Consider the following 12,923-nt stretch of genomic DNA (forward strand, 5'->3'; position numbering starts at 1 on the left):
AGCGCACAACGAAAAGGAACGTTATGCTGAGCGCAGTCGAAGCATCTCTACCGCGCAACTAATCGCGACGATTGGATTACTACTTCGGTAGAGATGCTTCGGCTGCGCTCAGCATGGCGTTCTTTTTCGCTAGAAGCCCCATTCGGTAAAATAAAAATGCCCCTGCTGCGTCTTCTGCTTCACCGAACATTTGCTTCTGAGGCGGTGTTGGGTTCGTAGTTATACCAGATTCTAACTAGCTATTTTCATGTCGGATAAAAATCCCAATAACAGCAAGAAAAAGAAGCCCCTGACCCCGGCGCCGAACCCGCGTCCGGGTTTGCAGCTGTGGGTGCTGGCGGGCTTGCTGGTGTTCGTATTCGGGGTGTTTGTGATGAACAGCCTGAACGCGCCGGCCAAAATCAACCAGCAGAAGTTCGAAACCATGCTCGCCGCCGGCGACGTGAAGGAAATCACCATCATCAGCAACCAGAAGGTGGTGGAGGTGCGCCTCAAGCCCGAAGCCCTGCAAAAAACCGAGTACCGCCAGGACCTCACGCGCCGCACGCCCTTCGGCACGGCCACCACGGGCTCCCAGTTCTACTTTCCGGTGGTAGATGCCAAGCTTTTCCAGGAAGACCTGGACAAGATTCAGAAGGACGTGCCCAGCGCCCAGCGCCTGCCGCTCAACATTGAGGACCGCCAGAGCCCCGGCGACTACATCGGCACTTATGGCTTCATTGTGCTGATGATTGTCGGTTTCTGGTTCCTGATGCGCCGCATGGGCAGCGCTGGCGGCCCCGGCGGCCAAATTTTCAACATCGGTAAGAGCAAAGCCGCGCTGTTTGAGGGAGGCGACAAGGTGAAAATTACCTTTAAAGACGTGGCCGGCCTCGAAGAAGCCAAGGAAGAAGTGCAGGAGATTGTGGAGTTCCTCAAGAACCCCAGCAAGTTCACTATCCTCGGCGGCAAGATTCCGAAAGGCGCGCTGCTCGTGGGTCCTCCCGGCACCGGCAAAACCTTGCTGGCCAAAGCCGTTGCTGGCGAAGCCGACGTGCCGTTCTTTTCCCTGTCAGGCTCCGACTTCGTGGAGATGTTTGTGGGTGTGGGCGCGGCCCGGGTTCGCGACTTGTTTAAGCAAGCCAAAGCTAAAGCGCCCTGCATCATTTTCATCGACGAGATTGACGCGGTGGGCCGCAGCCGCTCGCGCGGTTCGGTGCCCGGCGGCAACGACGAGCGCGAGAACACGCTGAACTCGCTGCTGGTGGAAATGGACGGTTTTGGCACCGACTCCGGCGTCATCATCCTGGCCGCTACTAACCGGCCCGATACCCTGGATTCGGCCCTGTTGCGTCCCGGTCGTTTCGACCGTCAAATCAGCATCGACAAGCCGGACATCAACGGCCGTACCGAGATTTTCCAGGTGCACCTCAAGCCGCTGACGCTGGGCCCCGACGTGGACGCCAAGCGCCTTTCGGCCCAGACGCCGGGATTTGCCGGCGCCGAAATTGCCAACGTCTGCAACGAGGCGGCCCTCATCGCCGCCCGTCGCGACAAGAAATTCATCACCGACCAGGATTTCACCGACGCCATCGACCGCGTGATTGGCGGCTTGGAGAAGAAGAACAAAATCATTTCGCCCGGCGAGAAGCGCATTGTGGCCTACCACGAAGCCGGCCACGCCATCGCGGGCTGGTTCCTGGAGCACGTCGACCCGCTGGTGAAGGTGAGCATTGTGCCCCGCGGCGTGGCCGCGCTGGGCTACGCGCAGTACCTGCCGAAGGAACAGTTCCTGTACAACACCGAACAGCTGATTGACGAAATGTGCATGGCCCTGGGCGGCCGCGCCGCCGAGGAACTGGTGTTTGGCAAAATTTCGACCGGCGCGCTGAGCGACTTGGAGCGCATCACCAAAATGGCCTACAGCATCGTAACGATGTACGGCATGAACGCTAAGCTCGGCAATGTGTCGTTCTACGACTCGAAAGGGCAGAACGAGTACGGCTTCTCGAAGCCTTATTCGGAAGCCACGTCGCAGATGATTGACGAGGAAGTACGCAGCATCATCGAGCAGGCGTACACCCGCACCAAGGAGCTGCTAACGGAGCGCCGCCACGAGTTGGAGGTCATTGCTAAAGAGCTGCTGGAGAAGGAAGTGCTGCAACAGGAAGACCTAACCCGCCTCGTGGGCCCGCGTCCCTTCGACACCCAGACCAACTACCAGGCCCACATGGCCGGCACCGACCGCAGCGAAACCGCCAGCGAGGTGAAAGGCGAACAAGCCGCCGGCGGCAAGCTCGGCAGCGACCTGCCCGACCTGAACCTGCCCGGCCTGAACGACGACAACCGCAACAACGAAGCGGCATCGCCCAGCGGCAGCGCCGTGGCGGGTTAGTCCGATAAACGTGTTTTGGAAAGCCAGCCCCGCAAAAGGGCTGGCTTTTTTATTTTCCCTTCCGGTACTTTTGCTGCATGTCTGAATCTTCTCGCGACGCTGTGTTGGCCCGCATCCGCCAGGGGCTGGCGGCTGGCCCGGCATCCATGCCGACGCGCCCCGATTTTACTACGCCCGTGCATCCGCCGCTGGCCAACGCCGACCCGGTGGTGGCATTTGCGGAGAGCTTCCAGCGCGTGGGCGGCGAGTTTTATTACTGCGAGTCGCTGCCGCACTTGGCGGCGCAGTTGGCGGGCTTTCAGAAGCGGCAGCAGGTGGGCGTACCGTTTGTGTGGGAGCCGGAAATGCAGGCGCTGCTTTACAAGGCTGGCGTGGCGTTTCGGGCCGATGAAACAGAGTTTATCGAGAAAGCAGATTTGGGGCTGACGTCGTGCGAGGCGCTGGTGGCGCGCACGGGCAGCGTGCTGGTATCGGCGGCCACGGCCAGCGGGCGCCGGCTCAGCATTTACCCCGACCAGCATCTGGTGCTGGCCCGGCCCAGCCAAGTGGTGGCCGAAATCGGCGATGCGCTGCGGCTGATGCAGAGTCGCTACGGCGCGCAGATGCCTTCGATGGTGTCGCTCACCAGCGGCCCCAGCCGTACGGCCGATATTGAGAAGACGCTGGTGCTGGGCGCGCACGGGCCGCGCCGCATTGCGCTGTTTTTGCTGGAAGAGGAGGAATAATGAACAAGGCAAAGCCGTCATGCAGAGCGCAGCGAAGCATCTTTACCGCGCAATGCAATTATTTACTGTTGCGGTAAAGATGCTTCGCTGCGCTCTGCATGACGTTCTGATTATCACGCTTACCGAATGAAGCAAACCCTTACTCTGCCCAACCTGGCGCTGCCGCCCGGCAAGAAGGTCTATTTCGCCTCCGACTTTCACCTCGGCGCGCCCGATGCGGCGGCTTCGCTGGCGCGGGAGCGGCGCATTGTGCGCTGGCTGGATGAGGTGGCGCCCGACGCGGCAGCCATTTACTTGCTGGGCGACTTGTTCGACTTCTGGTTTGAGTACAAGCACGCTATTCCGCGCGGCTTCATCCGGTTGCAGGGCAAGCTGGCGGAGCTGACGGACGCGGGCATGCCCATCACCATCTTCACCGGCAACCACGACATGTGGATGTTCGGCTATTTCACGCAGGAAATGGGTATTCCGGTGCTGCGGCAGGAGATTTCGCAGCGCATTGGCAACCAGCTGTTTCACATCGGGCACGGCGACGGGCTGGGGCCGAAAGACTATAGCTACAAGGCGCTGAAGCAAGTATTCACGTCCGGGTTGGCGCAGTGGCTGTTTGCGCGGCTGCACCCGAACTTTGGCATTGGTATGGCCAACAAGTGGAGCCGCCGCAGCCGCATGCAAGCTGGCAAGGACGACACCAAGTACTTCGGCGACGAAGAATGGCTGCTCCAATACTGCCGCGAGGTCGAAACCCGTTCTCACCACGACTACTACGTGTTTGGCCACCGCCACCTGCCGCTCGATGTGGAGGTAGGGCCCGGAAGCCGCTACATCAACCTGGGCGAATGGGTCAATTATTGCAGCTATGGCGTGTATGATGGCAAGGAACTGGCTTTGCGGCATTTTGAGCAGTAGCAGCGACGACGAGACGCAACATTTTGCGTCTCGTCGTCCGCGCCGTTGGCATGATGACCAGACGACGCGGACGACGAGACGCAAAATGTTGCATCTCGTCGTCGCTCTGTTTATCCTGTTTGCGGGCAGCGTCCACGCCCAGGTCACCGTACCCTCGGCTGCCTCCACGGCGCCCGCTGCGCAGCAGGTGGTTTCGCCCATTACCCCAGTGCCTGTGCCGGCCGCCGATGCCAGTGCCGCCCCCACCGCCGCCCCCTGGAAGCTGCTGCGCGACATCAAGCTGCGCAACCCCGGCGCGGCCTCCCTCGACCGGCGCGGGGCCCTCTACGTGGCCGATGCCGACAACAACCTGCGCCAGTACGGCCCCGAGGGCCTGCCCCTGAACACCTACGCGCCTACCCAGCCCGGCCACGCCGCCCAGGTGGAGGCTTGGAACGTGACCACCACGCTGGTCTTCAACGACGACCGGCAGCAACTCGTGCTGCTCGACCGGTTCCTCGCGCTCATCAGCGAGGTGCGGCTGGCCGACTTTGTGGACGGCACCATTAGGGCGGCCACGCTGGCGCCCGACAACCGCATCTGGCTACTCGACGAAAGCAACCTCGTACTGCGCGCCTTCGACCCCAACGCCCTGCGGCTAGTGCAAAACACGCCGCTTGATTTGCTGATTGGGCGCTCCCGGCCTGACTTCCGCTTCCTGCGCCAGTACCAGAACAATATTTACTTGGTGGACCGCAGTACGGGCATCTACGTGTTCGACAACCTGGGCAACTTCAAGAAAAAACTGCCCTTCACCGGACTTGGCTTTATCGGTTTCCGGGGCGATGAGCTGTATTACCTCGACGCCGGGGCGCTGCACTTCTTCCACCTCTACAACCTGACCGAGCGGCGCGTGGCCCTGCCCGCTGGCCTTGACCCAGCGGCGGTGCGCCAAGTGCTGGTGGGCGAAACCTACGCGTATATTTTCACGGCGGCGGGAGTGTCAGTCTATCAGATGCCGTAGGGGTGGCCAATGGTTGAGGCTAGCGGCGGCGACGGCTGGGCCATAGCAACCTGCGTGGAAAAGGGGCCGTTAGGAAAAGCAGTTCTTCCTTTCCACTTCCAATCCCCTTTTTAGTATGAAAGCTCTCCGCATTCACGGTGCCCGCGATGTCCGGGTTGATAACGTTGATGACCCCGAAATTCAGGACTCGCGCGACGCCATTATCCGCGTCACCAGCACGGCCATTTGCGGGTCCGACCTGCACATCTACAACGGCAGCATTCCGCAGCCCCGCCCCATGACGCTCGGCCACGAGTTCATGGGCATTGTGGAGGAAGTGGGCAAGGGCGTGACCAACCTCAAGCGCGGCGACCGGGTGGTGGTGCCCTTTCCCATTGCCTGCGGCCACTGCCTGTTTTGCAACCACGAGCTGCCCGGCCACTGCGAAAACTCCAACCCTGAGCACTACGGCCCCGAAGGCGGCCTGATGACCGAAAAGGGCGGTGCCCTTTTCGGCTACACCGATTTGTACGGCGGCTACGACGGCGGCCAGGCCGAGTACGCCCGCGTGCCTTACGCCGACTTCGGCCCCCGCAAAGTGCCCGATAACCTGACCGATGAGCAGGTGCTTTTCCTCACCGACATCTTCCCGACGGGCTATTCCGGCATCGACTGGGCCAACGTGAAGGGCGGCGAAACGGTGGCCATTTTCGGCGCCGGCCCGGTGGGCATTATGGCTGCCAAATCGGCCTGGCTGCGCGGCGCCTCGCGCGTCATGATTGTGGACACCCAGCGCTACCGCCTCGACCTAGCCGCCAAAGCTGCCCGCGCCGAAGGCATCCTCTGGGAAAGCCACGACCAGGTGGTGGACGAAATCCGCAGCAAAACGCGCGGCTACGGCGCCGACGTGGTGGTAGAAGCCGTAGGCTTTGAGCCCGACCGCAGCCTGGCCGACCGCGCCAAGGCCGTCATCAACATCGAAAAGGGTTCCGATAAGGTGATGCTGGCGTGTTTTAGCGCCGTGCGCCGGGGTGGGTTCGTGTCCATTCTGGGCGTGTATTCTTCGCCCTACGACAACTTCCCCATCCACCAGATTTTCGACAAGGGCATCATCATTCAGGCCGGGCAGGCGCCGGCCCACAAGCACATCGACAAGCTGCTCAAGCACGTGTCGGATGGCGACGTGCGCCTCGACGACATCATTTCGCACCGCCTCCCGCTGAGCGAGGCGCCGCACGGCTACGACATTTTCCGCCACAAGAAGGACAACTGCACCAAGGTGGTGCTTAAGCCCGGCTCGTAAGCGGCTGAGTTGCTTTTGAAGCTATAGGAAACGCCCCGGCCGGTTTGGTCGGGGCGTTTTTGGTGGGCCGAATACCTTTGGGGCCTATGCTCATCGCTGTTTTCATCATGCGCTATTGGAACCGCTGCTTGCTCCGCATTTTGCTGTTGCTGCCCGTCGCTGCGGCGCATGCCCAACCCATTGTCTTTGTGCCGGGCAAGACCGTTCCGTATTCTTCGTCGGCAACGGTAACCACGCTGGCTGGCGCTGCTGACAGCAAAGGCAGCACGGATGCCGTCGGCCCCGATGCCCGTTTTGCTTGGCCTATGGGGCTGGCGGTGGCCCCGGATGGTACATTGTACGTGGTGGATGAGGAGAATATGACGGTTCGAAAAATTACCGCGACGGGGGCTGTAACTACCCTGGCGGGCACAGCCGGCAGCAAAGGCAGTGCCGATAGCGCCGGCCCGGCCGCCCGCTTCTACCACCCGGTGGGCCTGGCGCTGGATGCCGGCGGCATGCTTTACGTGACGGATGCCGACAACCATACCATCCGCAAAGTGTCGCCGGCTGGGGAGGTAACCACGCTGGCTGGTGCGCCGGGCCGCAAAGGCAGCGCCGATGGCAGCGGGGCCACCGCCCAGTTCAACCTGCCTCACGGCATGGCCGTCGATGCCAGCGGCACGGTGTACGTAGCCGATACGGAAAACCATACAATTCGCAAAATCACGCCTGCTGGCGCGGTCAGCACGCTGGCGGGGGCGGCGCGGCACAAAGGCAGCGTGGACGGCCAGGGCGCCAACGCCCGGTTTTACCACCCCGCCGCCGTGGCCGTTGATGGCGCCGGCAATGTATACGTGGCTGATAACGGCAACCATACCATTCGCAAAATCGGCGCCGACGGCACCGTGACCACCCTGGCCGGCCATGCCAAGCGCCACGGCGGCGCCGACGGGCCTGGCGCCAGCGCCCGTTTCTTTTTTCCCACCGGGCTGGCCGTCGATGCCATTGGCAACGTGTATGTGGCCGATTACTTAAACGCCAACATCCGCAAAATCTCGCCCACCGGCGAGATGTCGACGCTGGCCGGCGCGGTCCTGCAGGGCGGCCACCTAGACGGGCCGGGCCCCGATGCCCGGTTTCAGGGGCCGTCTGGCATTGCCGTGGATGCCAACGGCACGCTGTATGTGACCGACGGCCCCACGGTTCGCGTCATAAAACAGTTTTAGCCGGGTCGGTTTGGCCTTCCACCGGGCCGCAGCTTGGGCTATAGATAAGCCCTTGAGTTTACCTTTGACTTGAAACGTTTGACGCTACATTTTCTACCCAATCCAGTCAAGTGTACCATGCAAAAAACGGATAAGGCTATAGACGGGTCGACGGTATTTGGCATGACGCGAGGCTGTTGGGCGCTGGTACTGCTGTTGCTGCCTCAACTGCTGTGGGCGCAAAGTGCACCTCGGCCGTTGCCCCAGCCGAAGCTCGCTCCCGGCCTGCAAGCCAGCCCAACTGCCTCCCGCGCCTCCCAAACCGTGCGCGTCAGCGTGCCCGACCCCCCTGCCTTCCGACTGTGGCTGCGCCTGCACCTGCCCACCGCACAAGCCACGCAGGCCGGCGCGTCAGCGCGCACCCTCACCGTCACCGGCCTCGATGCCGCCGCGCTGGCCCAACTGGCCGTCAGCCCCCTCGTCGATTTCGTGGACGTAGGTGACCGCCGCGCCCACGAGGAGCGCCGTTTAAATAACTCCGACCTGTCGGTCAATGGCTTCACCGTGGCCCAGGCCCGCTACCCCCAGCTTACCGGCCAAGGGCTGACCGTATCAATAAAGGAACAACCCTTCGACCCCAACGACCTTGACTTGAAGGGCCGCGTGGCGGCGGCCGGCGCTTTCCCCGGCCCGGCTTCCGACCATGCCACGGCCATGGCCACCCTCATCGGCGGGGCCGGCAACTCCGACCCGCTGGGCCGTGGCGTGGCCCCGGCTGTGCGCCTGGCCACCTCCGACTTTGCCCGCCTGCTGCCCGACGACGGGCCGCAACTCGCCCAGGCCGGCATATCCATCCAAAATCACTCTTACGGCGTTGGCATCGAGAATTACTACGGGGTCGAAGCATTGGAATACGACCGGCAGTGCCAGCAGTATCCGCAACTGTTGCACGTGTTTTCGTCCGGCAATTCGGGCACGGCGGCCAGCCCCAGCGGTGCCTACCAGGGCCTGCCCAGCTGGGCCAACCTCACCGGCCAGTTCAAGATGTCGAAAAACACGCTGAGCATAGGCGCCACCGACCCTAGCGGCCAGGTGGCGGCCCTCAGCTCGCGCGGCCCTGCCTATGACGGCCGGGTGAAGCCGGAGTTGGTAGCCTACGGCGAAGGCGGTTCATCCGAAGCAGCCGCGCTGGTGTCGGGCTTGGGCGCGCTGGTGCAGCAGGCCCACCGCGACCTGCGCGGCAGCCTGCCGCCCGCCGCCCTCGTCAAAGCTGTGCTGCTCAACAGTGCCGACGACCTTGGCCGCCCCGAAGTCGATTTCGTGAATGGTTTCGGCCAGGCCGATGCTGTGGGCGCCCTCGCCACCGTGCGCGAAGGCCGCTTCTTCACTGGCACCGCCACGGCGGGCGCCGACCGGGTTTTCACCATCGTCGTGCCCGCCGGCCAGCACCAGCTCAAGGCTACCCTGGCCTGGAGCGACCCCGAAGCCGCCGCCAATGCCCCCCAGGCCCTAATCAACGACTTAGATGTGGAGCTGTTGGCCGTAGCCACCGGGCAGCGCTGGCTGCCGTGGGTGCTTAGCCCCACCCCACGCGCCGATTCGCTGTCCCTGCCTGCCCGGCGCCGCCCCGACCACCTCAACAACGTGGAGCAAATCACGGTGGTCGCGCCCGCGCCGGGCACCTACGAGGTGCACGTGCGCGGCTTTGCCGTGCCACAGGGGCCGCAGGCATTCAGCCTTGCCTATGAATACAGTCCCGTGGCGCTGGAATGGCACCGCCCGCCCACGCCCGGCAACGTGCAGCCCGGCGCGTCCACCACGCTGCTCTGGCAATGGAACGGCCCCGCCACCGCCACCGGCCGCCTCGAATACCGCCCGCTGGGCCGCACTCAATGGCGGCTCGTGAGCGCCGCTGTGCCGCTGGCGCCCAACCGCTACGCCTGGGCCGCCCCCGATACCACGGCGCTGGCTCAGTTGCGCTTCGTGGTCGGCAGCCAGACTTTTCCTTCCGATACTTTCGCCATTGCGCCGGCGCTGGCCCTGCAGGTTGGCTACACCTGCCCCGATGAAACACTGCTGCAGTGGCGCCAAGTGCCCGGTGCCACCGGCTACCAGGTGTACCAGTTGAGCGCCACCACGCTGGTGCCGTTGGGGCTACCTGCAACCGATACGGCCTTGGTAATCAGCCGCACCCAAATGGCCCTGACGCGCTACTACGCCGTCGCACCACAGTTGCGCGGCATCGCGGTAGCGCCCGGCACCACCATCGACTTCGCTACGCAGGGCACGGCGTGCTACTTCCGCTCCTTCCTGCCGCGCCAGCTGGTCGATGCACTCATTCGCTTCGATGTGGAACTGGGCACGGTATTCAAGCTGCGCTCGGCTACACTGGAGCGCCAGCGGCCCGATGGCCGCTTTGAGGCCGTGCAAACCATCAGCCCGGTTACCAGCGTCAGGTTTGCTTTCAACGACCAACCGCCAGCTGCTGGCCGCTACCTCTACCGCGTACGCCTCGACAACGTAGCTGGCCAGCAGTTTTATAGTGGTACTGAAGAGGCCTTCCTGCTTCGCGCCGGCTTGATTCAGGCTTATCCAAATCCTGTGCAAGCTGGCGCCTCACTCACCGTGGTGGCCAACAGCACGTCCCCCATAACCATCCGCCTCTACGACATGCTGGGCCGGTTCCAGCGCACCGCCACTGCTGAGGGACTCATCAACCTAATCGATACCAATGGATTGAAGCCCGGGCTGTATATGCTGAAAGTGCAACAGGACAACAATGCCGGCCAAACCCTCAAGATTGTCATTCAATAAACCCGCCGAAGTTGGCTGCGAGCAAACAGTAAAAAGCCCCGACTCGCAGGAGTCGGGGCTTTTTGTTTGAGCTACTAACCGAAGTTAGTAGATGTAGTTCAGGGCCGTGAGGTCGTTGGCGGTGAAGGGGCGGTTCACGCCGTTGCCCACGCAGGCCAGCATCCAGGAGTTGGGCTCGGCCGTCGAGGGCGTGCCGGGAATCAGGATGGCGCCCACCGTGCTGGCTCCTTCGTTGGAAGCACTGCCGCCGCAGCTATACGCGCGGTTGTAGTAGTCGGTGTGGCGCATGCCAATGCAGTGGCCCATCTCGTGGGCCATGATGGTGGCGATGTAGTTGATATTGGTGCTGTTAATCACGTTAGGCACCAGCGTGAAGCCCGGTGCAGGGTTGCCGCCGCTGGGGAAACCGCCCGACTGCCCTAGCACGCCCGTGCCCAGGTTCGACGAGTATTTCACCGGCATTTCAGCCCCCGAGCTTACGCGGCGGAACTGCACCCGCAGGTTGGCCGCGTTGTAGCGCCGAATGGCCTCATCAATGGCCGACACATAATAAGAGTTGAACGAGCTGCTGATGCTCACGGTGAGCACGCGCGGCAGGCCGGTCACTAGGTTGGTGGTGCGGTACTGCTCCTCGTCGCCCACGCGCAGGGTGGAGTAGCCGGGGGCGCTGGCCAGCAAATCAGGCGTTAGCATGATGTCGCCCTCGACCACGTAGCCACCGTCAACGGCGCGGACGTCTTGCGTGCCAAAGCCGAGGGCTTTGATTTGCGCCAAAGCTTGCTGCGACACCGCAGCCGGCGCGGCCGTGGTTTCCTCTTTCTGCTTTGAGCAGGAGAAAAGTGCTAATGCCGAGGCGGCGCACAAAGCAGCGGTGGAAAGTGCGTTTTTGATTCTCATGGTTTTTGGGGTTTGGTAGTGTGAAAATTGGGTAAAGGATGGGCCCAATTAGAGGAGAATTATTGTAAACAACAATAGTGTTTTTGGTAAAAGATTATAAATAATTCAAAACATGTGTTTAAAGCACGCAGAAGCATTTGTGATTATCCCAATAGCTGGCATTTGCCAAAATTTTACACCTTTATCGTAATAGTTATAAATCAAAGATTTTATTGGACGGCTGGGCGTTCCTCTTCGGGGGGCAACTGGGCTACAGGCCGGGTATTGTCTGGCGCGGAACGGCAGCGGGGACTTCCCTTTTTGAATTGTGTATCTTTGCTAGTAACCGAATTTTCGTGGAAAACCGGGCGCTATTGCCGTTTTCTCTCAACTATACAATATCAGCCAGATGGCTTGCTCAACTTGTTCAACCGGTGGGGGCTGCGGCACCACCAAAGTGGGAGGCTGCGGCTCCAAAGGCGGCTGTAGCTCCGGCGGCTGCACTCGCATGAATGTGTTCGATTGGCTTCAGGATGTGGAAGTGCCCGATTCGTTTGCCGGATTTGACATCGTCGAAGTGCGTTTCAAAGGCGGCCGCAAGGAGTTTATGCGCAACGACCAGCGCCTGCCCCTCGTCACGGGCGATGCCGTGGTGGTGGATGCGGCCGGCTCGGGCTGGCACCTCGGCCACGTGTCGCTCAAGGGCGAGCTGGTGCGCCTGCAAATGCGCAAGAAGAAAATCCCCACCGACTCGAAGGAAATCCGCAACATCCTGCGCATTGCCACCCCCGACGACGAGGAGCGGTGGCAAGCCGTGCGCGACCTCGAAACCGGCACCATGTTCCGGGCCCGCGCCGTGGTGAGCGAGCTGCGCCTGCGCATGAAGCTGAGCGACGTGGAATACCAGGCCGACCGCACCCGCGCCCTCTTCTACTATTCGGCCGAAGACCGGGTCGATTTCCGCGAGCTCATCCGCCGCCTGGCCGACGAGTTCCGGGTGCGCGTGGAGATGCGCCAGATTTCGCTGCGCCAGGAGGCCGGCCGCATTGGCGGCCTCGGCATCTGCGGGCGCGAGCTGTGCTGCTCGACGTGGCTGACGGACTTTAAAACGGTGAGTACCACCGCCGCCCGCTACCAGAACCTCAGCCTCAACCCGCAGAAGCTGGCCGGCCAGTGCGGCCGCCTCAAGTGCTGCCTCAACTATGAACTGGATGCGTATCTCGACGCCTTGAAGGATATTCCGCAGGTGCAGCGCCCGCTGAAAACCAGCAAGGGCGAAGCCTTTTTGCAGAAAACCGACATCTTCCGCCGCCGCATGTGGTTTGCCTTCAAAGGCGACAACAACTGGGTGATGCTCGACACGGCCCGCGTGAAGGAGCTGCTGGATATGAACAAGCGCGGCGAAATCATCGAAAGCCTGCTGCCGCCCCGCGAAGAAGCCCCCGAGCCCGAAGTTTCGGCCATTGTGGAAGGCTCGCTCGACCGCCTCGACGACAAAATCAAGAGCAGCAGCAAGCGTAGCAAGCGCAAGAAAGGCAAAGGCGAAAAGGACGGCGACGCTCCCGAAGCCCGCGCCCCCCGCGAAGGCCGTGAGCCCCGCGAGCCGCGGGCTCCCCGCCCCGAGCGCGAACCCCGCGCCGCCCAGGAGCCCGGCGCCGAACAGCCCCGCGAAGGCCGGGAGCCTCGGGAAGGCCGCGAAAGCCGCCCGCCCCGCGAGGGCCGGGAAGGCCGGGCGCCCCGCGATGGCCGCCGC

The 12,923-nt window shown here is 62.4% G+C and carries 9 protein-coding genes; 8 read left to right on the forward strand and 1 reads right to left on the reverse strand.

What is annotated here, in order from left to right:
- The first annotated feature begins 247 nt into the window (after positions 1-247).
- The 7 genes from ftsH to Q4S41_RS06630 all read left to right on the forward strand — a co-directional run bounded on the left by ftsH (position 248) and on the right by Q4S41_RS06630 (position 10,294).
- Positions 248-2,374 (forward strand): ATP-dependent zinc metalloprotease FtsH, encoded by a 2,127-nt coding sequence (gene ftsH, locus Q4S41_RS06600; RefSeq protein WP_305030306.1) that lies wholly within the window; start codon positions 248-250, stop codon positions 2,372-2,374.
- Between the two features lie 77 nt (positions 2,375-2,451).
- Complete coding sequence (locus tag Q4S41_RS06605) at positions 2,452-3,099, forward strand: LutC/YkgG family protein (RefSeq protein ID WP_305030307.1); 648 nt, start codon at positions 2,452-2,454, stop codon at positions 3,097-3,099.
- Positions 3,100-3,225: 126 nt separating this feature from the next.
- Positions 3,226-4,008: a UDP-2,3-diacylglucosamine diphosphatase gene (locus Q4S41_RS06610; RefSeq protein ID WP_305030308.1), complete on the forward strand. Its 783-nt coding sequence runs from the start codon at positions 3,226-3,228 to the stop codon at positions 4,006-4,008.
- A gap of 85 nt (positions 4,009-4,093) precedes the next feature.
- Complete coding sequence (locus tag Q4S41_RS06615) at positions 4,094-5,011, forward strand: hypothetical protein (RefSeq protein ID WP_305030309.1); 918 nt, start codon at positions 4,094-4,096, stop codon at positions 5,009-5,011.
- Positions 5,012-5,126: 115 nt separating this feature from the next.
- On the forward strand, positions 5,127-6,293 hold the full coding sequence (locus tag Q4S41_RS06620; protein WP_305030310.1) for a zinc-dependent alcohol dehydrogenase: 1,167 nt from the start codon (positions 5,127-5,129) through the stop codon (positions 6,291-6,293).
- Positions 6,294-6,379: 86 nt separating this feature from the next.
- On the forward strand, positions 6,380-7,501 hold the full coding sequence (locus Q4S41_RS06625) for an NHL repeat-containing protein (RefSeq protein WP_305030311.1): 1,122 nt from the start codon (positions 6,380-6,382) through the stop codon (positions 7,499-7,501).
- Positions 7,502-7,663: 162 nt separating this feature from the next.
- Complete coding sequence (locus Q4S41_RS06630) at positions 7,664-10,294, forward strand: S8 family serine peptidase (RefSeq protein WP_305030312.1); 2,631 nt, start codon at positions 7,664-7,666, stop codon at positions 10,292-10,294.
- Positions 10,295-10,378: 84 nt separating this feature from the next.
- Here the strand turns inward: Q4S41_RS06630 and Q4S41_RS06635 are convergent, their stop codons facing one another.
- Positions 10,379-11,191 (reverse strand): M57 family metalloprotease, encoded by an 813-nt coding sequence (locus Q4S41_RS06635; protein WP_305030313.1) that lies wholly within the window; start codon positions 11,189-11,191, stop codon positions 10,379-10,381.
- 487 nt (positions 11,192-11,678) lie between these two features.
- On the opposite strand from Q4S41_RS06635, the gene ricT reads away from it, so the two are divergent.
- The coding region (ricT, locus tag Q4S41_RS06640) for a PSP1 domain-containing protein (protein WP_305030314.1) at positions 11,679-12,923 on the forward strand (1,245 nt) is incomplete at its 3' end.

The organism is Hymenobacter convexus, assembly GCF_030580955.1.
In the GTDB taxonomy this organism is placed as follows: Bacteria; Bacteroidota; Bacteroidia; order Cytophagales; family Hymenobacteraceae; genus Hymenobacter.